This window comes from Sphingobacterium faecale (genome assembly GCF_016746095.1).
GTDB classification, from domain to species: domain Bacteria; phylum Bacteroidota; class Bacteroidia; order Sphingobacteriales; family Sphingobacteriaceae; genus Sphingobacterium; species Sphingobacterium faecale.
The window spans coordinates 100,668-125,183 of sequence record NZ_JAERTY010000002.1 but is presented as its reverse complement, the minus strand read 5'-3'; the positions used below and the strand labels follow the sequence as shown (position 1 = coordinate 125,183).

23 protein-coding genes are annotated in these 24,516 nt (G+C 40.2%); 13 read left to right on the top strand and 10 right to left on the bottom strand.

Annotated elements, in window-relative coordinates; genetic code table 11:
• Nucleotides 1-388 precede the first annotated feature (388 nt).
• A complete protein-coding gene (locus JKG61_RS03470) occupies nucleotides 389-2,401 on the top strand; it encodes a thioredoxin domain-containing protein (RefSeq protein ID WP_202101610.1) in 2,013 nt (670 codons plus the stop codon).
• Nucleotides 2,402-2,421: 20 nt separating this feature from the next.
• Nucleotides 2,422-2,922, top strand: coding sequence for an FKBP-type peptidyl-prolyl cis-trans isomerase (locus tag JKG61_RS03465; RefSeq protein ID WP_202101609.1), 501 nt, complete (start codon nucleotides 2,422-2,424; stop codon nucleotides 2,920-2,922).
• 63 nt (nucleotides 2,923-2,985) lie between these two features.
• On the opposite strand, the gene mnmD is transcribed toward JKG61_RS03465, so the two are convergent.
• Nucleotides 2,986-3,651, bottom strand: coding sequence for a tRNA (5-methylaminomethyl-2-thiouridine)(34)-methyltransferase MnmD (mnmD, locus tag JKG61_RS03460; RefSeq protein WP_202101608.1), 666 nt, complete (start codon nucleotides 3,649-3,651; stop codon nucleotides 2,986-2,988).
• Between the two features lie 77 nt (nucleotides 3,652-3,728).
• Complete coding sequence (locus JKG61_RS03455; protein WP_202101607.1) at nucleotides 3,729-4,673, bottom strand: lipid A-modifier LpxR family protein; 945 nt, start codon at nucleotides 4,671-4,673, stop codon at nucleotides 3,729-3,731.
• 157 nt (nucleotides 4,674-4,830) lie between these two features.
• Between JKG61_RS03455 and JKG61_RS03450 the strand changes: the two genes are divergently transcribed.
• The 5 genes from JKG61_RS03450 (at nucleotide 4,831) to JKG61_RS03430 (ending at nucleotide 11,753) form a co-directional block, all read left to right on the top strand.
• Nucleotides 4,831-6,081, top strand: a complete 1,251-nt coding sequence (locus JKG61_RS03450) for a dicarboxylate/amino acid:cation symporter (RefSeq protein WP_202101606.1) — start codon at nucleotides 4,831-4,833, stop codon at nucleotides 6,079-6,081.
• 288 nt (nucleotides 6,082-6,369) lie between these two features.
• Nucleotides 6,370-6,774: a cytochrome c maturation protein CcmE domain-containing protein gene (locus JKG61_RS03445; RefSeq protein WP_202101605.1), complete on the top strand. Its 405-nt coding sequence runs from the start codon at nucleotides 6,370-6,372 to the stop codon at nucleotides 6,772-6,774.
• A 48-nt stretch (nucleotides 6,775-6,822) separates the two neighbouring features.
• Nucleotides 6,823-9,297: a heme lyase CcmF/NrfE family subunit gene (locus tag JKG61_RS03440; RefSeq protein ID WP_202101604.1), complete on the top strand. Its 2,475-nt coding sequence runs from the start codon at nucleotides 6,823-6,825 to the stop codon at nucleotides 9,295-9,297.
• Between the two features lie 2 nt (nucleotides 9,298-9,299).
• The gene (locus JKG61_RS03435) at nucleotides 9,300-10,067 is read left to right on the top strand and encodes a Rossmann-like and DUF2520 domain-containing protein (protein ID WP_202101603.1); all 768 of its coding nucleotides are present in this window, start codon (nucleotides 9,300-9,302) and stop codon (nucleotides 10,065-10,067) included.
• 129 nt (nucleotides 10,068-10,196) lie between these two features.
• Nucleotides 10,197-11,753, top strand: a complete 1,557-nt coding sequence (locus JKG61_RS03430) for an FMN-binding glutamate synthase family protein (protein ID WP_202101602.1) — start codon at nucleotides 10,197-10,199, stop codon at nucleotides 11,751-11,753.
• 74 nt (nucleotides 11,754-11,827) lie between these two features.
• Here JKG61_RS03430 and JKG61_RS03425 read toward each other — a convergent pair whose 3' ends face one another.
• Nucleotides 11,828-12,268 carry a MarR family winged helix-turn-helix transcriptional regulator gene (locus tag JKG61_RS03425; protein WP_237249363.1) on the bottom strand — a complete coding sequence of 147 codons (441 nt, stop codon included), beginning with the start codon at nucleotides 12,266-12,268 and terminating at the stop codon, nucleotides 11,828-11,830.
• Between the two features lie 111 nt (nucleotides 12,269-12,379).
• Between JKG61_RS03425 and JKG61_RS03420 the strand changes: the two genes are divergently transcribed.
• On the top strand, nucleotides 12,380-12,775 hold the full coding sequence (locus tag JKG61_RS03420; RefSeq protein ID WP_202101601.1) for a hypothetical protein: 396 nt from the start codon (nucleotides 12,380-12,382) through the stop codon (nucleotides 12,773-12,775).
• Between the two features lie 42 nt (nucleotides 12,776-12,817).
• Here JKG61_RS03420 and JKG61_RS03415 read toward each other — a convergent pair whose 3' ends face one another.
• Nucleotides 12,818-13,594, bottom strand: coding sequence for an amidohydrolase (locus JKG61_RS03415; RefSeq protein WP_202101600.1), 777 nt, complete (start codon nucleotides 13,592-13,594; stop codon nucleotides 12,818-12,820).
• 73 nt (nucleotides 13,595-13,667) lie between these two features.
• Nucleotides 13,668-14,660: a polyprenyl synthetase family protein gene (locus JKG61_RS03410; protein WP_202101599.1), complete on the bottom strand. Its 993-nt coding sequence runs from the start codon at nucleotides 14,658-14,660 to the stop codon at nucleotides 13,668-13,670.
• Nucleotides 14,661-14,820: 160 nt separating this feature from the next.
• Here JKG61_RS03410 and JKG61_RS03405 point away from each other — a divergent pair, with 160 nt between their 5' ends.
• Both JKG61_RS03405 and JKG61_RS03400 read left to right on the top strand, forming a co-directional pair.
• Complete coding sequence (locus JKG61_RS03405; RefSeq protein ID WP_202101598.1) at nucleotides 14,821-15,993, top strand: glycosyltransferase family 4 protein; 1,173 nt, start codon at nucleotides 14,821-14,823, stop codon at nucleotides 15,991-15,993.
• Nucleotides 15,990-16,319 carry a metal-sulfur cluster assembly factor gene (locus tag JKG61_RS03400; RefSeq protein WP_202101597.1) on the top strand — a complete coding sequence of 110 codons (330 nt, stop codon included), beginning with the start codon at nucleotides 15,990-15,992 and terminating at the stop codon, nucleotides 16,317-16,319. Before JKG61_RS03405 ends, JKG61_RS03400 begins: the two co-directional genes overlap by 4 nt.
• Here the strand turns inward: JKG61_RS03400 and JKG61_RS03395 are convergent.
• The 3 genes from JKG61_RS03395 to JKG61_RS03385 all read right to left on the bottom strand — a co-directional run bounded on the left by JKG61_RS03395 (nucleotide 16,316) and on the right by JKG61_RS03385 (nucleotide 18,973).
• Nucleotides 16,316-17,623, bottom strand: a complete 1,308-nt coding sequence (locus JKG61_RS03395; RefSeq protein WP_202101596.1) for a cation:proton antiporter — start codon at nucleotides 17,621-17,623, stop codon at nucleotides 16,316-16,318. The genes JKG61_RS03400 and JKG61_RS03395 overlap by 4 nt on opposite strands.
• 5 nt (nucleotides 17,624-17,628) lie before the next feature.
• On the bottom strand, nucleotides 17,629-18,108 hold the full coding sequence (locus tag JKG61_RS03390) for a cation:proton antiporter regulatory subunit (protein WP_202101595.1): 480 nt from the start codon (nucleotides 18,106-18,108) through the stop codon (nucleotides 17,629-17,631).
• 76 nt (nucleotides 18,109-18,184) lie between these two features.
• The gene (locus JKG61_RS03385) at nucleotides 18,185-18,973 is read right to left on the bottom strand and encodes an MBL fold metallo-hydrolase (protein ID WP_202101594.1); all 789 of its coding nucleotides are present in this window, start codon (nucleotides 18,971-18,973) and stop codon (nucleotides 18,185-18,187) included.
• Nucleotides 18,974-19,089: 116 nt separating this feature from the next.
• Between JKG61_RS03385 and recJ the strand changes: the two genes are divergently transcribed.
• From recJ to JKG61_RS03370, 3 genes are all read left to right on the top strand, one after another.
• Nucleotides 19,090-20,790, top strand: coding sequence for a single-stranded-DNA-specific exonuclease RecJ (gene recJ / locus JKG61_RS03380; RefSeq protein ID WP_202101593.1), 1,701 nt, complete (start codon nucleotides 19,090-19,092; stop codon nucleotides 20,788-20,790).
• Nucleotides 20,791-20,869: 79 nt separating this feature from the next.
• The gene (gene lptB / locus JKG61_RS03375) at nucleotides 20,870-21,604 is read left to right on the top strand and encodes an LPS export ABC transporter ATP-binding protein (RefSeq protein WP_202101592.1); all 735 of its coding nucleotides are present in this window, start codon (nucleotides 20,870-20,872) and stop codon (nucleotides 21,602-21,604) included.
• 16 nt (nucleotides 21,605-21,620) lie between these two features.
• Nucleotides 21,621-23,138 carry a GH3 auxin-responsive promoter family protein gene (locus tag JKG61_RS03370; protein ID WP_202101591.1) on the top strand — a complete coding sequence of 506 codons (1,518 nt, stop codon included), beginning with the start codon at nucleotides 21,621-21,623 and terminating at the stop codon, nucleotides 23,136-23,138.
• Here JKG61_RS03370 and JKG61_RS03365 read toward each other — a convergent pair.
• Entirely contained in the window at nucleotides 23,135-23,854 is a 720-nt protein-coding gene (locus tag JKG61_RS03365) for a tetratricopeptide repeat protein (RefSeq protein WP_202101590.1), read from the bottom strand. The two genes, JKG61_RS03370 and JKG61_RS03365, sit on opposite strands and share 4 nt — an antisense overlap.
• Nucleotides 23,854-24,420 (bottom strand): RNA polymerase sigma factor, encoded by a 567-nt coding sequence (locus JKG61_RS03360; RefSeq protein WP_202101589.1) that lies wholly within the window; start codon nucleotides 24,418-24,420, stop codon nucleotides 23,854-23,856. Before JKG61_RS03360 ends, JKG61_RS03365 begins: the two co-directional genes overlap by 1 nt.
• Nucleotides 24,421-24,516 lie beyond the last annotated feature (96 nt).

Below are 24,516 nucleotides of genomic sequence, written 5' to 3'. Positions count from 1 at the left end.
GCTATTAACCAAAAGTTAACAAGGCATCATCCATGAAATACAACTCTTTGTACCATGTGAAAAACAAATGGATTGTAGCCGCTATATGGAGCTCCTACGACACACATCCCTTTAAAGAAATAAAATCCACTACTTTTTCTTCAAAATGACCGCGGTCATTTTAAATTTTGCCTAAGCATTTTTCTAAACTTGCTTAGGCAAGTTTAGAAAAATGCTTAGGCAAGTTCGTAAAATAGGAGGATCAGTAGAAAAAAGCATCGCTTCTAAAGATCAATTATCACTAAACAACAATAAAACCAATCTAAATGAAATTTTATTTACCGCATTAACAGCAAAATATTAAAGTAATGCAAGCTACGGCTAACCAACTTTTGTGTACCTTCGTTATATGGCAAACAAACTTCAGAACGAAACTTCCCCCTACCTCAAACAACACATGAACAACCCCGTACAATGGATGCCATGGGGTGAGGAAGCACTCGCTAAAGCAAAGCAGGAAAATAAGTTGATCGTCATCAGTATTGGTTATTCTGCCTGTCACTGGTGCCACGTTATGGAACGCGAAAGCTTCGAAAATGAAGCTATTGCACAAACCATGAACAAATTTTACGTTTCCATAAAAATAGATCGCGAAGAGCGACCGGACATTGATCAGATCTATATGATCGCAGTACAATTAATGACAAAATCCGGAGGATGGCCTCTAAATGTAATCTGCCTTCCCGATGGTCGTCCCATTTATGGAGGCACCTATTTCAAACCCCAGGATTGGCAGCATATTTTATTACAAATTGCGCAGATGTGGGAAGAAACACCCGAGGTCGCTCTAGATTATGCGAGCAAATTGACCGCAGGTATACAGCAGGCCGAACAGCTGCCTATAGCACAGATCCCCGAACAATATAGTCTAAAAGACCTTAAAACAGTCGTCCTACCATGGAAAGAACATTTTGATTACCGGGATGGAGGCTACCGCAGAGCACCAAAATTCCCGTTACCCAATAACTGGATCTTTCTCTTACGTTATGCCACACTAGCAAAAGACCCAGAGATACTATCTCATGTACACTTTACCCTAGAGCAAATTGCCAACGGAGGAATATACGATCATATCGGAGGAGGCTTTTGCCGATACGCTGTTGATGAACGTTGGCATGTACCTCATTTCGAAAAAATGTTATACGACAACGGACAGTTAATTTCCTTATACAGTGAAGCATACCAACAGAGTCCCACCCCACAATACAAACGGGTAGTACAAGAAACAATCGCTTGGGCTATACGGGAGATGAAAGCTCCAAATGGAGGTTTCTACAGTGCATTGGATGCAGACAGCGAAGGTATAGAAGGAAAATTTTACACGTTTCAGCACAAAGAATTTGACATATTAGGCGCTGATGCCGAAATCGCACGCAACTACTTCAATATCACCGATGAGGGCAATTGGAGTGAAGAGCAGACCAACATCCCATTTGTAAATAGTAAGAATAACCATCTCATTGAGGAGGCCGGCTTTACTGCAGATGATTGGGCAGCGTATTTAACAGAAATCAAATCGAAGCTGCTTCAGTACCGTGCCACAAGAGTTCGCCCAGGATTGGATAACAAACAACTTACGGGCTGGAATGCCCTATTAGCAAAAGGACTCGTAGATGCATATCGTACTTTCGCTGATCCGGAGTATCTATCTACAGCGATAGGTATAGCACACTTTTTAGCTATGGATTGTACTGTGGAAGGTTATTTATTGCACCAGCCCAAAGACCACAACAGAAGCATCGATGGTTTTTTGGACGATTATGCTTTCACCATAGAAGCCTATATCGCACTATACGAAGCAACCTTCGAAGAAATCTGGTTATATAAAGCAAAAAAACTGGCCGACCGTGCTATTACCCTGTTTTATGATAGAGAGACCGCTACATTCTATTATACAGCCAATAATGGTGAAGAACTCATCGCTCGGAAAAGCGAAATTATGGACAATGTCATTCCAGGATCTGCCTCTAGTATCGTACGCCAACTCTATAAACTTGGACTTTTATTTGACGACGATGGTTTTATAGCGATAGCGGATCAGGTGTTCGCAAACGTGTACCCACACATTGCCAGCTACGGATCCGCTTATTCCAACTGGGCCACCCAATTACTGGACTTACACTTTGGAGTTAATGAAATTGCTATAACCGGGCAAAGTGCCACAGAATGGCGCAGTCAACTGGAACAGAAACTATATATCCCCAACAAAATCATGTTGGGAGGAACAAATTCCACACTTCCTTTGTTAGTTAATAAAGGAGAAGTGGAATCAAAAGCATACCTTTGTCGGAACAAGACCTGTAGTCTTCCTCAACCGTCGATTGCACAATTGATTGAATTAATAAATGATAACGAGGCTTAGACCTCTTTAAAGAGTAAAAAATGGCAATAGAAAACAACAACGTAGTAACGTTGAACTACACACTTCACACAATTGAAGAAAACGGAGAACAAACGTTCGTAGAACAAACAACAACAGAAAATCCGCTAACATTTCTATACGGTGTGGGAATGATGTTACCAAAATTCGAAGAAAATATTGCTGGTCTTCAGATTGGTGACAAAACTTCTTTTGCATTAGAAGCTATAGATGCTTACGGAGAAAGAGACGATAAAGCAATGGCTCAACTGCCTGCAGATATGTTTAATGAAACAGGTATGCCTCCTGTTGGAGAAGTACTACCTTTACAAGATAATCAAGGAAACCAGTTCCGTGCTGTAGTAGTTGAAGTCAGCCCTGAGGTTGTTGTCGCAGATTTAAATCACCCTATGGCGGGCAAGAAATTAAACTTCGACATTGAAATTCTTGCGATGCGCCCGGCAACTGAAGAAGAGCTGGCTCATGGTCACTCTCACGGTGCTGACGGAACAGAAGGACACTAAATAGAAAAAGGAGCAAAGATCAAGGATTAAAAACATCCAGCAATCTTTGCTCTTTAATCTTGGCTACAACTTTACAGCACGCAGCATTTCCCTTTTCCCTAGCGCACCCGGAGCCTTTTCTATTTTAAAGCCTAGGGCTTTCATCGAGCGTTTCAGATTACCTGTAATAGCATAGGTGACAAACACACCTCCTACCTTCAAAAACTGACAAATATGAGCTAAGGTCTCATCTGTCCACATCTCAGGCTGGTGGATCGCAGCAAATGCATCAAAATAAACAACATCAAATAATTGATCGCATTTAAAATCGAGAATCTTTTGATGAACTATCCGCCACTCTACGTCAGCATTAAGCCTTACCGCATCCTCCCAAGCATCTTTATACCCATTCTTAAATCCATTCCATATACGCCCATCCACATAGTTATCATATCCCGTCGCAAAAACCACATCAGCAGCCAACGGGTAAGCCTCTACACCACAATACCGCAGTTTCAATCCTTCACGGCAGGCATAATCCGCAGATTGCAAAAAATTAAGCCCTGTACCGAACCCGACTTCTAGGATGGCCACCATATCCACACACTCCTGCTGTACATAATAGGCTAGACCAGAGTGAACAAAAACATGTTTACTCTCCTGCAATGCACCATGTTTTGAATGATAATGCTCACCTACTTCGGCATGGTATAGCGTATTGGAACCATCAGCAGTTACAACAAAACCCATAATAACTTATTAATTTTTAAACAAACTTACATAAATTCAGAGTAAGGATAACAACTAAAATAGTAGAAATGCGGCCCTTAAAATCTAAACCCTACTTTAACGCGGGCAAACTGATGGTTACTGTACATTTCTTTTCCTTCCCTCGTATTAAAAAGTACCGCGGCCTCTATCGCAAACCGTCTTCGCGAATAAGCATAACCGACTTGATGGGAAAAAACATTCTTGGAAATATCGTAACGCTCTTCTCTCCGGCGTGCAAATAATCCGCCCTGTATAGTCGCGTTGTAAAATTGATACATATATCCTGGAACGTAGAAAAAATAAGATTCCTTGTCATCAGAGAAGAAACCACCGTTTCCAACAAAGTTACTCTGCGAATAAGGAGCAAGTCTGCCTGCACGGAAAATAGCCTGACTCGAGATATGTGAAAAATTCATCCCTCCCCTACCTACGAGTTTTCCCGAAACCTCAAAATGTGCCCCCTCACTCCTCCAAAAACTCTTTAAGACCGAAGCTTCCAAATCTAAACCTATAGAGCTCTTCAAATTAGACTCCCAACTTTCCACTTCATACATTTTAAACATCTTATGAATAAAATGTTGGATCTGCTTTCCCTTTCCTGCCTCTCCTACCGTACCCACTTCAGCTTTGACATTCCACAACCAATCGCTTTTGTAAGTCCGCTGAAATTGAGTGTTTATAAAAAAACGACCTGTTGAAGGACGGTCCCAGTGTAGATCATTTTGCTCATATATTAGACTACCATTAAAAAGCTGGTGCCCCAGCTGCACACTCAGGAGATCCACTTGAGACTCAGAATGCCTTAACGGCTTATCAAAAGTTAGAATAAGTCCATTCGTATAATATTGATCCTGCCTTATCATTAGATAGGAATCGTTGTCTGTCTGAAGACTTATTGCATAATTTCTAGCTGTTTGAGAAAAGCCAGAAAAAAGAATCATAAGCAGCAACGCTACGGACAGTAATACCTTTGTAAAAAAAGAGATAAACCGGCCGTTCATTTATTATCTTTAACAGTCAACATTAAACAAAGACATCTAGTGAAACAAAAAAAGAGAAAGCCTCTTTCAAACTTAAGCTTATTTAAACAATAAATTATACATATAGATCACTAAATTGAGAAAAAAATAAACTATTTTAGCTATAGACTAATCGCTTATGCAATCTATTATAAAGAACTATAGCAGTATCATCCTGCTCCTGATAGGTATCACCATCGGTAGCCTCCTGGGCCTATTCCTACCAAATGCCGTTCCTTATATCAAACCGTTAGGAGATATATTTTTGAACCTTTTATTTGTGGCAGTCATCCCACTTCTATTTTTCGCTATTTCCTCTTCTGTCGCTAACATCGAAGGAAACAACCGTCTTGGACGTATCCTAACCACAATGTCATTAGTTTTCATTATCACGATTACTATTGCTGCTATTTTGACGATTCTTGGACTATGGGCTTTCCCAGTTACGGCGGTAAGTGATGGCAAGGGATCCGAAGAAACCCTAATCCAAGCTGTTAATGACAGCTGGGGAGATAAAATTGTCCGCTTCGTAACGGTAGGCGAATTTGTCAATCTACTATCCCGTCAAAACATATTGGCATTTGTTATCTTCTCTTTCTTAGTGGGTATATCTGTTAGAAAAAGTGGTGAACTTGCAACTCCCTTCTTACGCTTTCTTATAGCGGGCAACGAGGTAATGAAAAACATGTTAGATATCGTGATGAAGCTAGGACCGATAGGTTTAGGAGCCTACTTCGCTCACCAAGTTCACGAGCTTGGCCCCGAACTGTTTGGATTTTACGCTAAGCCGCTCTCCTTTTATTATATTTTTGGTACCGTATTTTTCTTTGTTCTATTCTCGGTATACGCATTCATCGCCGGTGGCACAAAAAGTGTCCCTCTGTTTTGGAAAAACAATATTACCCCATCACTGACCGCATTAAGTACCTGTAGCAGCCTCGCCACGTTGCCCTCCAATCTATTGGCAGCAAAACAAATAGGCGTACCCAGCAGCGTTGCCAATGTGGTCATACCGCTGGGCAATACCCTATATAAAAATGGATCAGCAATCTCCTCTATACTAAAGATCTATGTAGCATTCTCTATTTTAGAATGGAATTTTTTTGAACCTACGACATTAGTGATGGCTGTAGGAATTACATTATTAGTCAGCATGGTGGCCGGAGGTATCCCCAATGGCGGATTTATTGGCGAGATGCTGATGATATCCGTATACAGCATCCCTAATGAAGCCATACCCGCCATCATGATTATAGGAGCATTAGTCGACCCATTAGCTACGGTGCTCAATGCAACAGGAGATACCGTAGCCTCTATGCTGGTAACTCGGTTTTCGGGCGAACGATTGACTATACCAGAGAAACAAAACCTACATAATGATAACGCTTGATGAGTTGCAGCCCGATTCTGTACCCTCCAGATTTGTAATATTGATGATGCAATCCCCATAACGGCTGTATTATTAAAAAAGAAGCAGAATAAAAAACAACTGACAACTGAATATCAAGACATTAAACACCAATACACATCTATTTAGATTTGCTCTAAATAACTAGCTGAGCTTGCTAAATTCCTTCTTTCATTTCGCATTTCGTAATTTTGTAGTTGATTTTATCACAACTAGAAAAATAAAATAAATACTTGGTATTTGATCAATTCATTACCATAACGAATACATATGAAAAAGAGTTCAATCATCTTAATTGTCATCATTGCAATAGCTATTGCCATGATTTTGGTTATCTACACAGATTCTAGTACATACTCTACTTTTGCAGAAGCCAAAGAAAAAAACACAGAACTGTACGTGGTCGGCGTATTGAATAAAGAAAAGGACTTACATTACGATCCTGTAAAGGATGCTAATCATTTCTCATTCTATATGTATGACAACGACAGTACAGAGTGTCAGGTGGTATTCAATGGTTCAAAACCACAGGATATAGAAAGGTCCGAACAAATTGTATTGACAGGCAAAATGGAGGGCAATACATTTCACGCCACTAAGATCCTGATGAAGTGTCCATCAAAATACAACAAAGACCAAGTTGAGGTAATCGAAGCAACGACTGCTTCTTTATAATTTTCTGAACACTGACTACTGACTACTGACTACTGACTACTGACTACAATGGATATTACTTACGTAGGCGAGCACCTAATGCCGGGAAAGATAGGGCAATTTTTTGTTATACTATCTTTTGGAGCTTCTTTACTATCAATGATCAGTTACTTCTTTGCGACTAAAAACCCCGAAGAACCGCACTGGAAAAAACTAGGTCGCATCGGCTTTCTACTAAATGCAATCTCGGTCGTCACCATCGGTTCCATACTTTTCTATCTGATATACAACCATTACTTTGAATATCACTATGTTTGGAGCCATTCATCCAAATCCCTGCCTACTCATTACATCATCTCCTCCTTTTGGGAGGGACAGGAAGGTAGCTTTTGGCTATGGATGTTTTGGCAGGTTGTATTAGGAACTATTCTTGTCTTCAGAGCCAAAAGCTGGGAGACACCGGTAATGACATTTGTTATGCTATGTCAGACATTTTTGGCAAGCATGCTCATTGGCGTAGAAATATTTGGGAGCCGTATAGGCAGTTCACCCTTCATCTTATTAAGAGATGCATTAGACATACCCATTCTCAAAGATCCCAACTATCTGTCGATGATTGCAGATGGAACAGGTTTGAATCCACTGCTGCAAAACTATTGGATGGTTATTCATCCGCCAACGCTATTCTTAGGCTTTGCGTCCATGATCGTTCCTTTCGCTTATGCGGCGTCTGGATTATGGCAAAAGCGCTATAAGGAATGGATGACACCAGGATTACCTTGGGCCCTATTTGCGGTAATGATTCTAGGAGGAGGGATCATTATGGGATCATTCTGGGCTTACGAAGCGTTAAACTTTGGCGGTTTTTGGGCTTGGGATCCTGTAGAAAACGTATCTATTATCCCTTGGTTTACCCTTATCGCTGCAGTACACGTTATTTTAGCCTACAAGCATTCTGGTCACGGTTTCTTCACAGCGACATTACTATCCCTTGTAAGTTTTGTACTGGTAATCTATGCCTCATACCTGACACGTTCGGGGATACTTGGAGAGACCTCCGTACACTCATTTACAAGTTTGGGGATGTCGGGACAACTGATCTGGTTCAATACGACCTTCCTATTGATCATGATCTTTCTATTGGTGTGGCGCAAAAAGGACCTACCTCGTACGCAAAAGGAAGAAGATATTTATTCCCGCGAATTCTGGCTTTTTATCGGGGCACTGGTTTTGACCGTAGCTTGCGTACAGATGATTGCAACGACCTCAATCCCGGTATTCAATGCTCTATTTGGAACAAAGGTAGCCCCTCCGATCGATCCTATTGCGCACTATAACAAATGGCAAGGCGCTTTTGCTGTAGTTATACTGTTACTCACCGCTGTAGCTCAATTTTTAAAATACAAGCGTACGGATAGCAAAAAATTTTGGGCGGCTATCTTAGCCTCTTTGATCATAAGTATTTTAATCGCGGCAGCTGTCATTTACTTCACCAAAGTATATAGCAATGTCATGTATATATTGATTACATTCACAGCTATATTTTGTGTTATCGCTAACATCCGCATACTAGGCGATGCATTTAAAGGCAAATGGAAATTAACAGGTTCTGCAGTATCTCACATAGGCTTTGGATTACTTGTATTAGGAGCATTAATTGCAGCAGCGACAAACGAGGTGATATCAATTAATGATAGCGGATATATTGGCGTCCAAAACTTCGGCAAAGAGGGAGATAAGTTTACCGACCCTGGGGAAAATCTATTCCTTACGGAAGGAGAGCCTGTACAGATGGGCGATTATAAAATCACCTATATTGGCGATAGTGTAGCTCCACCAAATGTGTACTACCATATCAAGTACGAGCGCTTGGATGAAGAAAGCGGAAAAGTCAAAGAACATTTTGTTTTGAGTCCATTTGCACAAAACAACCCAGACATGGGTGGATTGATCGGTACACCTGCTACAAAACATTACTTGTCCCACGATATTTATACCTTAATCACTGCCGCAGCAGCAGATTCTCAAGCCCCGATGAGTAAAATCAAAGAAGAGGAGAAAACAGGATTTGAGGAATACGATGAACCCGCCACATACCAAGTCAATATTGGTGATACATTACGATATCGTAACGGAGTGTTTGTCATAGACGGCATCAACAAGAATGCTAAACTCGAAAACATACCGTTAAAACCGACCGATGTTATTGTTGGTCTTAAAATAAAAGTCATCGCTGCAGATCAAAAGACGTATGAAGCGGAACCAACATTTTTATTAAAAGACGGAAATGCTTATGATTTTAATAAAGATGTCAGCGAACAGGGATTGAAATTCAGATTTACGAATATACTGCCTGAAAAAGACAAGCTGGAAATCATGGTCTACCAAAAACCACTTCCGGAGAAGAAATGGATTGTTTTTAAAGCCATAAAATTTCCATACATCAATTTCTTCTGGCTAGGCACCATCGTGATGACTGTCGGATTCTGTATGGCTATCTATAGACGGATCAAAGAAGGAAGAAAGAATACTATAAAAGTGTAGATATGAACATTGTAATAGTAGGTAGTGGAAATGTAGCAACTCATTTTGCGCATACACTCTATCGGAATGGTCACCAGATTTTACAGGTATACAGCAGACAATCAGCCAATGCAAAAGCATTGGCTGATGCCGTTGAAGCGGAGTCGACAACCACTTTTTGTGACCTCTCCATAGATGCCGATCTATATATTATTGCAGTTAGTGACCAAGCAATCCCCAATGTTATCGCAGAAATGCCTGATATCAAAAAAGGAATTGTTGTACACACTTCTGGAGCTACATCACTAGGAGTACTACATCGTTTCTCGAAAAAAGGAGTAATATATCCTGCTCAGAGCATAAGCAAACAGGTCAATATTAACATGAGCCTCATTCCTTTTGGAATTGAAGCCGGATCAGATCAAGTTTATCAAACAATTACTGATCTAATAAGACCGATCTCCCCACACCTATTTCCCTGTAATAGCGAACAGAGAATAGCGCTACACGTTGCTGCAGTACTCGTCAACAACTTCTCAAACGCACTTTTTAATATAGCACAGCAGATATTAGAACGTGAACATCTTGCGTTTGATTTGCTCCGGCCAATCATTTTAGAAACAGCGAATAAGGTTCAAAATCACCTACCTTCAGAGGTGCAGACAGGCCCTGCGGCAAGAAATGACCTAGGTACGATAAACAAACATTTACAATTCTTAAGCTATTCAAATGAGCTAACTGAAATCTATCAACATTTATCTAATTTCATTATTAAAAGCAGACAGAAATAACCCTTTGCTTACGAATAAAGTAAAAGTTTAAACCTATATCATAAACCCCGAATTACTTATTAATTTTGCTTTAAATTAAAACAAACCTAGATAACAAACGTTTGTTTATAGAATAACTTCATATTTATCATGGCAGTTAGAAAATTAATTCTTGTATCCATTATTCTTGTAAACTTAATTATCATTTCATTTGGAATTATTTTTACACCCCGGTGGTTTTGGCTTCTAATTATCCCAATTCCATTATTGATTATTGCAGTCTACCACAGTGTGCAAACAGGCCACGCTATACTGCGTAACTACCCATTGGTCGGTTATTTCAGATATATATTTGAATCGATCCGACCAGAATTAAGACAATATTTCTGGGAGTCAGATACCGATGGCCGCCCCTTCAACAGAAGACAGCGTTCTATTGTCTACCAAAGAGCAAAAAACCAGCGTGAAACTGTCGCTTTCGGAATGCAGAGCGACCCTCAAGCAATTGGCAATGAGTGGATCGCACACTCGATTTTTCCGACACATATCGAAAATCACGACCTTCGTACAGTAGTTGGCAACAGCACCTGTAAGCAACCATACAGCTTGAGTATATTCAATATATCTGCGATGAGCTACGGAGCACTAAGTAAAACAGCAATCACCGCATTAAACAAAGGGGCTGCTTTACAAAACTTTGCGCACAACACAGGTGAAGGTGGAATCAGTAATTACCATATCAACGGAGGAGATTTAATCTGGCAGATCGGTACGGGTTATTTTGGTTGCCGGGATGAGCATGGCTATTTCAATGGAGATTTATTTACCGAAAAAGCCCACAGACCATACGTGAAGATGATCGAGCTAAAAATCTCTCAAGGGGCTAAACCGGGTCACGGCGGAATACTTCCAGCTGCGAAAAACACGCCTGAAGTAGCCGCAATCCGTCACGTCGTTCCAGGAACAGATGTCATGTCCCCTCCAGCGCACAGTGCCTTTTCTACACCGTTGGAAATGATGAATTTTATCCAAAAACTTCGAGATCTATCTGGAGGTAAACCAGTAGGCTTTAAGATATGTATTGGTGACAAACAAGAGTTTATCGAGATTTGTCATGCTATGCAGACCACACAGATATTCCCAGACTTCATATCGGTAGATGGCTCTGAAGGAGGTACGGGAGCTGCTCCATTAGAATTCACAGACAATTTAGGGATGCCGCTCTACGATGCACTTACCTTTATTACGAAAACGCTTATCAACTTCGGATTGAAGAAACACATCAAGATCATCGCTTCAAGTCGTCTTGTTACAGGATTTGATCTTTTGAAAGCGATTGCTTTAGGTGCTGATGCCTGTTACAGTGCTAGAGGAATGATGTTTGCACTAGGATGCATACAAGCTTTGAAATGTAATGAAGACACCTGTCCGGTAGGGGTTGCCACACAACGACCTCACCTATATAAAGGCTTGAATGTAGATGACAAATATGTACGGGTTGCCCAATTCCATAGAAATACCCTTCGTGCCACAGTGGAAATTATGGAAGCTTGCGGTTTCAAGACATTAGATGACGTAACTGCGGACAAATTTTTCCGCAAGACAGACAACATTACCACCTTGAGTTTCCAAGATATATACTTCAAAGACACTGGTAAACTTAATAAAAGAGAAAACTCCTTTGCTAAAGAAGAGTTTTTAAGTTAATCCGTAGAGAGTGGTTGGAAATTAATGCTGACCACTCTCTACTAATTACTAATCACCTGACTACTGACCACTGACTACTTCAAATTTTGAAACACCCTTTCTAGAATCTCTTGCGCTATTTTCAGATCAGTTTCATCCACTCCTTCTAAAGACTCCCTTATAGTAAGAGAAGCCTGTTTCATTCCCGATTCTCTAAGCTTTCTGCCCTCTTTTGTCAGGTAGATCAAATTGGATCGACGGTCCTGCTTGTCATTTACACGTATCACCATACCGAGACGTTCCAAATTGTTAATCAACCTAGTAATACTAGGTTTATCCCTAAACGTAAAATTAGCCAGCTCCTGCTGCGTAAGTCCTTCCTCCAGCCAAAGATAATATAGAATACTCCATTGCTCTGCGGTTATATTCAGCTTAACCTCTTTCAAATTACGCTGCAACCGTCTCGAAATAGCCGTAGACGCTTTACCCGATAGAAAAGAAAAAAACTCCTCCGAAATTACTGTAGATTCATTCATTAGTTAGTTATAATTATAGGTTGTTTATGCAAGTAAGCAATTTCATACTCAATATGCAAATTTTATTTCAACATTATAACTTTAACGTCAAAATTGCCTATATTTATTGGTATGGAAAATCTAGTGGTTGTATTGCTATTTGTAGGCTCAATTGTCTATAAGATTTATTCTAACTATAAAGAAGAAATGGAAAAATCCGCCAAACGGACCCCACAGCGCCCGACTACAGCCCCACATCAACACCCCCACCCTGTCGTAGAACCTTATCGTTCTCCGTCCACTCCCCCACCTATACCACAAAAACAAGTCAATAAATCAACTCAGGACTTTGTAACAAAAAGCAATATGATACAAGATATTCCAGAAGAGGTACAACGTCTGAAGGAATACCGAAAAAAACAGGTTGCTGTAGTAGCTGAAGAAGTTAAAGAAGAACATCAACCAATTGCATTTGACCTCCGTCAGGCTGTCATTCAATCAGCGATATTGGAACGTCCTTATCAATAGCAGAAAAAACACTTCAAAAGAAATTTCCTCAACTAAGAAAAGTTATAACAGAGAAAAATGGTCCCGGTCTTGTAAAAAGGGGAAACGTTCACGTGCACTCTCAAGGTCTTTAGGATTAAGTGTAAACGTATACAAATCTTCGTCCTCAGGCTTGTAATAGATCACATCACCAAGCGGCGAGATACACATTGACCCGCCCGAATAATAAATCTCATTGCCATCATGTCCTACTCTATTTACTCCGATCACAAAAGCTTGGTTCTCAATAGCACGAGCTGGGATAAGCGCTCTCCAATGCCCGGATCGTTTATCCGGCCAACTTGCCGTATATACTAAAAGGTCATACCCTTCTTCTTGATTTCTAGACCACACCGGGAAGCGCAAATCGTAACAAATCATAGGGCAGATCTTCCAGCCTTTAAGCATAGTCACTATACGGGTATTACCCGCTGTAAAAAACTTATCTTCACCTCCCATGGCGAATAAATGTCGTTTATCGTAATGCACATAACTACCGTCCGGAGACATCCAGATAAATCTATTATAATATCGCCCTTCTTCCTCAATAATCAGCGTACCGGCTACCACACAATCAAAAGAAACTGCTGTATCATACATCCATCGCATCGTCATCCCGTCCATACGTTCAGCACATTTTTCAACGTTCATGGTGAAACCCGTGTTAAACATTTCAGGCAATAGGATCAAGTCTGTCTTTTCTTTAAGTGAAGACAGTCGCAATCTTAAATTTTGCAGATTTTTCTCCGCATTCTCCCAAAATAGGTAAGCTTGAAATATGGTGATCTTTATCGGCTCCATAAACGTTTACAACTCTATTATTAAAATAAACAACCAATTTAGTGAAATTACCAACAATTTCCTAAGTAATTTACTAACGGGCCCTATGCATCAAACGGTCAGCAAGGTTATAAAGCTCCTCTTTTCTTTGGCTTTCTACCTCAATTTCCTCCAAATTGGTATAAGCCCGCTTTGTATAATGTTCTTTTAAGGCATTAGCCTTGTTCAAAACATTATATTTTTCGTATAATTTCTTCATTTGCTCGATTTTTAAATCCGAATCTGAGGAAGATAATGCTAAAACAGACTTAAATATCTCAAAGTCTTCCGAATTGAGCTCTTGTTTCAATAGAATATGCAGTATTGTTTTCTTATTTACAATAATGTCACCTCCTATTTGTTTTCCAAAAGTCGCTGGATCACCAAAAGCATCTAAAATATCGTCTTGCAATTGGAAAGCAATTCCTAGATTCTCACCGAAACTATATAATTTAACACGCTCCGAAGATGGTGCTGCAGCAATAATCGCTCCCATTTCCAACGCACCCCCTAATAACACTGACGTTTTCAACCGAATCATATTTACATACTCATCTTCGGATACCTCTTCTGTTGTTTCAAAATCCATATCCATCTGTTGTCCCTCACAAACTTCTAAAGCTACTCGATTAAAGGTTGTCAACAACAACGGAATAAATGCAGCAGGGCATTTAGCCAATTGTTCGTACGCTTTAATGAGCAATGCATCGCCTGAAAGTATAGCAATATCATCGTTCCATTTGTGGTGTACCGTCTCTTTTCCACGGCGTAGCGGCGCCTTGTCCATAATATCATCATGAATTAATGTGAAATTGTGAAAATACTCTATAGCTACCGAAGCTGGCACGACCTCTTCTAACTTTGCATGTCCAAACAGATCTGCTCCTAATATCGCCAACTGCGGGCGGATCCGCTTTCCTGCCAATGAAAGTATATATTTAATCGGTTGATAGAGGTTGATAGGACTTTCGGGAAACTGTACACTTCCTAACGCTTCACTAATTTTATCTGAAAAATCTACGTTGCCAAAAACACTTTTCGAAATCATACGCTAAGATACATAATAATCCGTTCTTAAAGAGACAAACCATAAAAACCTACAGCGCACAAACGACCTCAATAGCCACATGAATACAGCTATTAAACATTTGCATCCAAATCCATAGAATACAGAATGAAAATGATAATTTTGTGTTAATATTTCAATCATGCGTATTCTCATAATCCACAATTTCTATCAACATAAAGGCGGTGAAGATGTAGTCTTTGCACAAGAAACTGCTATCCTAAAAGAAGGAAACCATCAGGTTGAAACGATATCTTTCCATAATAGAAAAGGAATAAAAGGACTCATCCAATTCTTTCTTTATCCCTGGAATATTATTACTGCAAGACGCATAATGAAAATGGTCCGCAAGTTCAAACCCGACGTGGTACACATACACAATACGCATTACGCTATAGGCCCCCTAATATTTAGAAAACTACAACAAGCAAAAATTCCTGTCGTACTGACGCTGCACAATTTTCGACTGTTGGATCCGTCAGCCAATCTATTTCATAATAACGCTGTGTTCACAGACACTATAGATCAAGAGTTTCCCTGGAAATCCATCAAAAATAAAGTACTTGATAATTCCTTGTTAAAAACCTTCTGGACTGCATTTACTGTGTATTTACATAAGAAGCTAGGTACCTGGAGCAATATAGAACAAATACTGACCTTCTCTGAATTTGGCAAGCAGCTTTTTTTACGTTCCACAATTCAGTTCAAAGAGCAACAAATAGCCATAAAACCCAACTTCACGCTGGAAACCTCAGGCCATACCGCGATTGAAAGAAAAGACTACTTCGTCTACATCGGCAGGCTTTCTGAAGAAAAGGGTATTCGGTCCCTACTCGACGCATTTGCGCAGTGCAATCATACGATAAGGATATTTGGTGACGGACCACTGGCTGAGCAGGTCAAACAGGCTGCCCAAAGTTCTTCCAACATCGTATATGGAGGATTCCAGAACCAAGAAGCCCTACATAAATACCTGTCGGAAAGTCAAGCATTAATCATTCCATCAATCTGGTTTGAAGGCATGCCTATGACTGTGCTGGAAGCTTTTGCCTGTGGAACCCCCGTAATCGCTAGTAGGATTGGCATACTGGAGGAAATGGTCGATGAAGGAGAAAACGGCTTTCTGTTTGAACCTAATAACGCAAAAAGCATGAAGAACACCCTTGATACCTGGCAAAACTTAACTCTCGATAAAAAGAAAACAATATCTGAAAAATGTAAAAAAGATTTTTCAGACAAATATTCTTCTCAAAAAAACGTATTATTATTGGAAAGGATATATCAAAAAGCAATTCAACTATCAAAAAACAAATGAGCATTATAATCATGGATGCGCTAGGTTTAGCGCCTCAAATACAAGAAGCATTAGAAAGTGTCTACGACCCTGAATTGAAACCTGCCAACATAGTGGATCTCGGTTTAGTCTATGAAATAATCACCAAAGAAGGAGGTGTAGCTAAAGTAGTGATGACACTGACCGCACCGGGGTGCCCCGTAGCTGGGGAGATTATGGACGAAGTACAACGAAAAGTTGCTGTGATCGAGGGCGTTAACGAATCTTTGGTCGAACTCACCTTTGACCCGCCTTGGAATAGAGATATGATGAGTGAAGAAGCAAAACTAGAGTTAGGTTTTCTCTAATCCTTCTTTGGGGATATACTAGCTTCCAGATCTGCTAAGGTTTTCCGAGGCTTCGATATCCCTTCTTCTTTCCCAAACAAGGCATTCCATAGCCTTCTAGACTCTTTTGTCAACAATGGGGACACGATAGAGAGAATCAAGACATAGACCACCACGAAAGACTGCAATATAGGAAGAAGACCGCCGGCTTTACCTATATTAGCCATAATAATCGAAAACTCACCTCTAGCGGATAAAGTAAAACCAATATCAAAGGAAGCGCGTGGCTTCATTTTAGAAAAATGGGCAGCAAAGTATCCAGAGGCTACATTACACAGCACCGTAATGACCGCTGCAAGTGTTGCCCAGCCAATGGCTCCTCCTAAAGTATAGATATCTATTGATAGGCCAAAACTGAAGAAAAACATAGCCCCGAAGAAGTCCTTATAAGGCAAAACCATAGCTTCAATCTTCTTGATATATTTTGAATCAGCAAATACCAATCCTGCCATCAAGGCTCCAATAGCTTCGGCTACGTGAATAGTTTCGGAAACCCCTGCAATAACAAACAGTAAGCTAAATATAATAAGAATAAAAAGTTCAGAGGATTTTTCCTGAAGCAGACGGTCGATAAAGGGGATCAGTCTCCGGCCTAGAATCAAAAATGCGAGGATAAAGCCTAGCGCCAGCAAAGAGGTACCCAATACGGCCCATACTGATGTGCCTCCAGCTATAATCAGGCCCGATAAGAAAGAAATATGCATAGCGATAAAGAGATCGTCAAACATAATCATTCCCATGATCACCTCTGTTTCTGAATTGGCTGTACGTTTTAGGTCTGTCAGGACCTTCGCGACAATAGCCGTTGAAGAGCTTGTCATCAATCCACTTAACACCATCACTTCCTTAAAAGGAAGCCCCATCAACCAACCAATAAATAGTCCGGAAACGAAATTAAGTGCGACATACAATGAGCCACCTACGATTATAGATTTACCTGATTTTATAAGACGGCCGACAGAAAATTCAAGACCAAGATAAAACAACAAAAACAAAACGCCCAATCGCCCCATAAACTCAATAAAGGGCTTACTTTCGGAAAATGTGAAAAAGCTCCACACTTTCTCGATCCCATGCGTAAGTGCGGTGTTATCACTTTGCTCTAAAAAAGTAACCAAGAAATCAGGATACTCCTTATTGCCTAAAAACATCCCTATAATAATAAAGAAAGGTATGACTGAGAAACGTAGCCTATTGGCCAATAAACCAACAGAGGCAACTAGTAGAACAGCAATTCCTATTTCTAATATTATAATATGCGACATAGGCTCTACAACAGAATTTCTTTTAAAAGCTTTATATTCTTAGATTTTCCTGCGATAACCAATGTCACGCCAGTTGTGATGACATACTCAGGTCCCGGATTAATAACAGTCTCTCCCTCGTGAATAGCGGCGATGATAGAGGCTCCGGTCTTTTGCCGCACTGCCAAATCGCCTATACTTCGATTTGCCCAGTCATCAGAGACATCTACTTTATACCACTCTATACGCAGATCATCCAGAGCAACTTCTATGGTTTCCAACGCTTTGGGTTTGTAAGACAATCCACCGAGAATACCTGCAATCTGCCTAGACTCTTCATCAGAAAGAGTCATCACACACTGCGTATCATTATCTTCCTCATCACGACGGTACAACTCGCGACGACCATCATCGTGAATAACTACAACCATATTGTCACCAGCTTCGGTTTCAATCTGGTATTTCTTGCCAATACCAATAAGATCACTTTCTCTAACTACCGACATGATTACTTTTATTAGTTACAAAATAGACATTAATCAAATTTAACTAAAGTTATACGGATATCCAACTTGATTAGATTTAAGCTGTTTTGCTTGCATCTACCAGTATATAAGCGCCATCTTCTTTTTGTTTAGGTCTACCGATCGCAATCGATTTGCCATGATAAAACATAAACACCCACCCTTCAGCAGCCCCCTCTTGCCAATACTCCTTACGTCTATCACGCGATGCGCGGCCGTCATAATCATACTTGGCAATAAAATTTTTAAACAACTCCTCAGGCTCTGGAAGCACATCACCTCCGAAAAAGAAATGCTCACCAACCGTCTCGATATGGAAAGCCTGATGGAACTCTGTATGTCCACCATTAAGCACATACCGAATCTCATTATTTATAGTACCATCCCCCTCAACAAGAGTTAAATTGCCACTGCGCTGCAGTACATCAAACACTTCGGTGCGATAGGATGAAGATTCCGAGCTATATGCGGTTTCCCATTCACCCCGCTGTACAATATACTCTGCTTCCGGAAAAGCAATCCGTCCTACTCCATTGTTAAAGTCGACCATACCACCTGCATGATCTTTATGGAGATGTGACATCAGCACATATTTAACATCATTAGGCTCAAAACCAAGCTTACGAATATTATCATGTATCAATAACTCATCACTACCTGTCCGAGATCCTAACCCCGTGTCACAGAGGACCAACCCGCAACCAGCAACAATTAAAAAAGGGTGAACATGGACGAAGAGTGAGCCCGGCCGGCTCTTCGGATCATCTTTCAAGGGATCAAAGGGAATAAATTTTTTTGTCCCGTCAACTGAAAAAGAACCTTCAAAAAGGGAATATGCTTGTATCATCTTTTATAATCTTGTAAATATGACAGTTAACGCTAGAGCAAATGAAATACCCTAGCCAATATTAGGTAACCATACCTAGAAAATGTATATTTACATACAAAATATAGTGCAAAGGTATGCAAAAAAGGTGGGTCCTGAAACCAAAAATTGACAGCAATATAATCCATAAATTACAATCTGAACTAGGAGTAAATTCTATCGTTGCTCAATTGTTGGCTAATCGCGGGATTTATACTTTTGAGCAATCCAAGACCTTTTTCAGACCTTCTCTAGAACAATTGCATGATCCTTTCCTGATGAAGGATATGGATACCGCGATCTCCCGTATCGAACGAGCTATTGGCAACAACGAAAAGATTATGATATATGGGGACTATGACGTAGATGGAACCACCGCTGTAGCCGTTGTCTATAGTTTCTTTCGTGCCTTTCATTCTCGGATCGAATATTATATCCCAGATCGCTATGCCGAAGGTTATGGCATCTCCACCCAAGGTATCGACTACGCTGCTGCTAATGACTTTTCCCTCATTATAGCACTCGATTGTGGAATCAAAGCTTTAGAAAAAGTAGAATATGCAAGTCGACATGGCATAGACTTTATTATTGGCGACCACCACTTACCCGGAGACACAATTCCCAATGCTTACGCGGTGCTTGACCCCAAACGTACAGATTGTCCCTATCCTTATAAAGAACTCTCCGGATGTGGAATAGGCTTTAAAATCATCCAAGCATTTATACAGAAAAATGAAATGGATATGGAAGAGGCCTATAAGTACCTGGACCTTGTCGCTGTTAGTATCGCTTCAGACATTGTTCCGATTACTGGCGAGAATAGGATATTAACTCACTTTGGACTCAAGAAACTGAACTCTAATCCATCTGTAGGACTACAGGCACTAATAGAACTGTCGTCCAACAAAACAGGTGTTTTCTCCATAAATGACATTGTTTTTCAGATAGGCCCCCGAATCAATGCTGCAGGGCGCATAGATCATGCAAAAGGAGCAGTCAATCTTCTGATATCGAAATCAAAAGATGAAGCAGCGAACTATTCCGCTGCCGTCGATGACCAGAACAATGTACGAAAGGACTTTGACTTAAGGATAACAGAGGAGGCTCTTTCTATTATAGAAAACAACGAGGCAGACAAACTTAGAAAATCAACCGTACTTTATAAATCGGACTGGCACAAGGGCGTTATAGGTATCGTCGCATCAAGATTGACAGAACGTTATTATCGACCTACCGTTATACTGACGCGGACTAATGGACATATTGCTGGCTCGGCACGATCGGTGATAGGATTTGACCTCTATGAAGCACTCAGCGAATGCAGCGATCTCTTAGACCAATTTGGTGGTCATAAATATGCGGCTGGCCTCACCATGCAAGAAAAGAACATTTCACTGTTCCAAACGAAGTTTGAAGAGGTCGTACAACGCTCCATAAAACCAGAAATGCTCCAACAGGAAGTTTCTATAGAAGCGGAGATAGATCTTAAAGATATTGACACCAAATTTTATAGAATCCTTCGGCAATTCGAACCTTTTGGCCCTCAGAATGAGGCTCCTATATTTATTTCCCGAAAGGTCAATTTACATGGATCGGCATATATCGTAGGTAGCAATCACCTCAAGTTTACCAGCATCCAAGAAGGCTCTCCGAGTTTCGACTGTATAGCCTTTGGACTAGCAGAACATATTAGCCACCTCAATAGTAAAAAATCTTTTGATATCTGCTACAGCATAGAAGAGAACAATTGGCGAGGTAAAAAGAACCTACAACTGAACATCAAAGGAATACGATATTAAAGCAATCACGCTATAACAGCAGAGAGTTTTATATATTTTTTGCTTTTTAATTTTTAATTTTGATTTTTTACTTAGCAGAATGATACTAAGAGCAGAACACCTGGTTAAAAAATACAAACAACGTACGGTAGTAAACGATGTGTCCTTTCACGTCGAACAGGGTGAAATCGTAGGTCTTCTCGGTCCAAACGGAGCTGGAAAGACGACCTCTTTTTATATGATCGTAGGACTAATAAAGCCAAACGACGGTCATGTATTTCTAGATGATGAAGAGATAACAAAAGATGCGATGTATCAACGTGCTCAAAAAGGAATCGGATACCTCGCTCAGGAAGCCTCTGTATTCCGCAAGCTCTCTGTAGAGGACAATATCCTCGCTGTCCTAGAAATACATCACCCGAATAAGGAAGATAGAAAGAACAGACTTGAAGAACTGCTGACTGAGTTCAGTTTACATCGCGTACGTAAAAACAGAGGAGACCTACTCTCCGGAGGTGAGCGTCGCCGTACGGAGATCGCACGTGCATTGGCAGCCAATCCTAATTTCATTTTATTAGATGAGCCGTTTGCCGGTGTAGACCCCATCGCTGTTGAAGAAATACAAACCATTGTTGCTAAGCTAAAAGCAAAAAATATCGGAGTACTGATCACAGATCATAACGTACAGGAGACATTATCTATCACAGATCGAGCCTATCTATTAACGGAGGGCAAAATAATGTTAACAGGTACCCCTGAAGAAATCGCAGATAGCGAAATGGCTAGAAAATTCTATCTTGGTCAAAATTTCGTCTTAAGACGTAAAAAGTTATAACCACAATAAAAGTTTTATGGAAATCCTGAATTCTATCTTCACATGGATCATGAAAAAGCGTATACATCAGATTGAGCTTTTCATGAAATATCCACACGATGTTCAGGAAGAATGGTTCCAAAATCTGATATCTGCAGCTGAAGCAACAGAATGGGGCAAAAAATACGATTATAAAAGTATACTAACTCCAGAGGAATATAAAAGACGAGTACCTATAAGCGATTACGACGACATCAAAGTATATATTGATCGTATGATAAAAGGCGAGCAAAATATCTTATGGCCATCGGATATAAAATGGTTCGCAAAATCTTCTGGAACAACCTCGGATCGTAGTAAATTCATACCTGTAAGCATAGAAGCCTTAGAGGAATGTCATTACCAAGGTGGGAAAGACATGCTATCGATCTACTGCCACAACAAGCCCGAAAACAAGGTATTCACCGGAAAATCAGTCGTAATTGGAGGCTCTTCACAAATCAACAATTTTAGCCCTGACTCCTATTATGGAGATTTATCGTCCATACTGATCCGCAATCTTCCTTTTTGGGCCGAATTCAAACGCACTCCCAATCTGGATGTAACGCTGAATCCCAACTTCGAAGAGAAAATCGAACAGATAGCACAGATTACTATAAAAGAAGATGTAACCAGTCTAGCAGGTGTCCCCACCTGGAATATGGTGATGGCCAATCGTATTTTAGAAATCACCAAAAAAGACAACCTTCTAGAAGTATGGCCTAATCTCGAATTCTATGGCCATGGAGGTGTCAGTTTTAAACCTTACCGGGAGCAGTTTAAGCAATTGATTCCCTCCGAAAACATGTATTATCTCGAGAATTATAATGCCTCGGAGGGGTATTTCGGACTTCAGGACCAATCTGATTCTGACGATCTTTTACTGATGCTCGACTATGGGATATACTATGAGTTCCTACCTATGGAGTTTTTAGAAGATGAAAATCCTAAAACCGTAGGACTCGATGAAGTCATGCTTGGTAAAAACTATGCGCTTATCATATCCACAAATGCTGGACTATGGCGATACAAAATAGGAGATACAATCCGGTTTACATCCCTTTCACCTTATCGTTTTCAGATATCTGGACGAACGAAGCAGTATATAAATACCTTTGGTGAAGAAGTAATAGTAGACAATGCGGAGCAAGCACTCCATGCGGCATGTCTTGCAACTGGAGCCAATATCAGAGATTATACCGCAGGCCCCGTTTATTTCAACGAAGGTAAAGCTGGAGCGCACGAGTGGGTCATAGAATTTGACAAACTTCCTACTAGTTTTGATACTTTTTGCGATACATTGGATCAAAAGCTCCGTGAAATCAATTCAGACTATGACGCCAAGCGTTTTAAAAATATGGCACTTAATAAGCCCATTATTCACCAAGCTCCTCCATCGACATTTTATAACTGGATGAAACACAGGGGTAAGCTTGGTGGACAGAACAAAGTACCTCGCCTATCCAACAGCAGAGAATATTTAGATTCTTTATTAGAAATCATGCGTAATTATTAATCCATTTTCTTACGCAGTCTATCAGCTTTTTCTCCTGTAAAACCTTCTGCAGGAATCTTATTTAAACACATCTTAGCACTATCTGTGTCCCCTTTTTCATAGTAAGCTAATGCCAGATAGTAGTTTGATTCGGTAGAGAATACCGACGGCCCATTCGCTATAGGTACAAGCAGATCAATTGCCTTACTCCACTGTTTACTACCGATGTAACTGAGTCCCAGATAATATTGGTACTGAATCTGTTCGGGGGCACCATCCAGCAATGTGGATAAGATTTCTCCTGCTTCCTCATACTTACCGTTGTTAAATGCCTGCACAGCATTTTCATAAGATATATTCTCTGTCTTGCCACGTACAATTTCGGAACGCATAGTGGGGAGTTCGTATAATTCGTCCGAACGCTGAAAGAAAAACAGACTGCCAACGATGAGCAAACAAGCCGCTGCAACTATAGGCAGCCACCTCTTGATGAAGCCCCTGGAAGAATTAGAGGAATCCCTGTAACGCTGATTAACTTCATCTAAAGTCATCTTTAACTTCACAGAATTATCTTGTATAGGAGTTCTTTTATTAAGAATATCGTATACTTCTTTTTGTAGAGCCACCATATTTCTGAGCTCTTTGTCGACAACCAGCTGGGCTTCAAACATCACGAGCTCTTCTCCTTCTAAAAGTCCCTCAATATAATCCTGTATTTTCTCCGAATGGTTTTCCATTACTTTAAACTTTTGAAAATATTACTTTCTTTAACTCTTTTTATCAGGGTGGACATACATTCACTCTTTTTCTTTCGCAGATAAGCATAGCTGATTCCCAAAGATTCGGCTATTTTCTCCTGTTGTTTCTCTACTAAGCAACGTTTTATAATATCTTGGCAACTCTGCCCCAACGTCCCCAGTACTTCCATAACATGATTTTCCCGTTCTACCTGCAATAACATTTTCTCCCACTCCATGTATGACTTGTCCTCAACATATAATAACTCATCCTCATTATTTGTTACCTGCTCCCGTTGTTTTTTCTTCAACGCATTCAACCACTTACGCTTACACACTAAAGATAAGAAAGATCCAAAACTAGTTGTCAACACAAAATTACGTTCATGAGCCATATGATAAATATCCATAAGAGACTCCTGCAAAATATCATATCCATCATCTTCTGATCCACTATTTTGCTTAATCAAGGTAACAATCTGTTTGGCATATTTATTATATATAAGCTGTATGCCTTTATTGTCATTGTCCTTGAGATACTGAATATATACCTGGTCTATATGCATCTAATTGGCCATTATGCTGTAAATGTAAAAATATTTCGGTGATAATAAAACTTTCATGACAGCATTGGATCATCAACAGCAAAGTTTTAAGAAAAA

Bases quoted from the DNA above. Each gene is read 5' to 3' on its own strand.
- JKG61_RS03470 (WP_202101610.1), top strand. From the start codon at position 389: ATGGCAAACAAACTTCAGAACGAAACTTCCCCCTACCTCAAACAACAC.
- JKG61_RS03465 (WP_202101609.1), top strand. From the start codon at position 2,422: ATGGCAATAGAAAACAACAACGTAGTAACGTTGAACTACACACTTCAC.
- mnmD (WP_202101608.1), bottom strand. From the start codon at position 3,651: ATGGGTTTTGTTGTAACTGCTGATGGTTCCAATACGCTATACCATGCC.
- JKG61_RS03455 (WP_202101607.1), bottom strand. From the start codon at position 4,673: ATGAACGGCCGGTTTATCTCTTTTTTTACAAAGGTATTACTGTCCGTA.
- JKG61_RS03450 (WP_202101606.1), top strand. From the start codon at position 4,831: ATGCAATCTATTATAAAGAACTATAGCAGTATCATCCTGCTCCTGATA.
- JKG61_RS03445 (WP_202101605.1), top strand. From the start codon at position 6,370: ATGAAAAAGAGTTCAATCATCTTAATTGTCATCATTGCAATAGCTATT.
- JKG61_RS03440 (WP_202101604.1), top strand. From the start codon at position 6,823: ATGGATATTACTTACGTAGGCGAGCACCTAATGCCGGGAAAGATAGGG.
- JKG61_RS03435 (WP_202101603.1), top strand. From the start codon at position 9,300: ATGAACATTGTAATAGTAGGTAGTGGAAATGTAGCAACTCATTTTGCG.
- JKG61_RS03430 (WP_202101602.1), top strand. From the start codon at position 10,197: ATGGCAGTTAGAAAATTAATTCTTGTATCCATTATTCTTGTAAACTTA.
- JKG61_RS03425 (WP_237249363.1), bottom strand. From the start codon at position 12,268: ATGAATGAATCTACAGTAATTTCGGAGGAGTTTTTTTCTTTTCTATCG.
- JKG61_RS03420 (WP_202101601.1), top strand. From the start codon at position 12,380: ATGGAAAATCTAGTGGTTGTATTGCTATTTGTAGGCTCAATTGTCTAT.
- JKG61_RS03415 (WP_202101600.1), bottom strand. From the start codon at position 13,594: ATGGAGCCGATAAAGATCACCATATTTCAAGCTTACCTATTTTGGGAG.
- JKG61_RS03410 (WP_202101599.1), bottom strand. From the start codon at position 14,660: ATGATTTCGAAAAGTGTTTTTGGCAACGTAGATTTTTCAGATAAAATT.
- JKG61_RS03405 (WP_202101598.1), top strand. From the start codon at position 14,821: ATGCGTATTCTCATAATCCACAATTTCTATCAACATAAAGGCGGTGAA.
- JKG61_RS03400 (WP_202101597.1), top strand. From the start codon at position 15,990: ATGAGCATTATAATCATGGATGCGCTAGGTTTAGCGCCTCAAATACAA.
- JKG61_RS03395 (WP_202101596.1), bottom strand. From the start codon at position 17,623: ATGTCGCATATTATAATATTAGAAATAGGAATTGCTGTTCTACTAGTT.
- JKG61_RS03390 (WP_202101595.1), bottom strand. From the start codon at position 18,108: ATGTCGGTAGTTAGAGAAAGTGATCTTATTGGTATTGGCAAGAAATAC.
- JKG61_RS03385 (WP_202101594.1), bottom strand. From the start codon at position 18,973: ATGATACAAGCATATTCCCTTTTTGAAGGTTCTTTTTCAGTTGACGGG.
- recJ (WP_202101593.1), top strand. From the start codon at position 19,090: ATGCAAAAAAGGTGGGTCCTGAAACCAAAAATTGACAGCAATATAATC.
- lptB (WP_202101592.1), top strand. From the start codon at position 20,870: ATGATACTAAGAGCAGAACACCTGGTTAAAAAATACAAACAACGTACG.
- JKG61_RS03370 (WP_202101591.1), top strand. From the start codon at position 21,621: ATGGAAATCCTGAATTCTATCTTCACATGGATCATGAAAAAGCGTATA.
- JKG61_RS03365 (WP_202101590.1), bottom strand. From the start codon at position 23,854: ATGGAAAACCATTCGGAGAAAATACAGGATTATATTGAGGGACTTTTA.
- JKG61_RS03360 (WP_202101589.1), bottom strand. From the start codon at position 24,420: ATGCATATAGACCAGGTATATATTCAGTATCTCAAGGACAATGACAAT.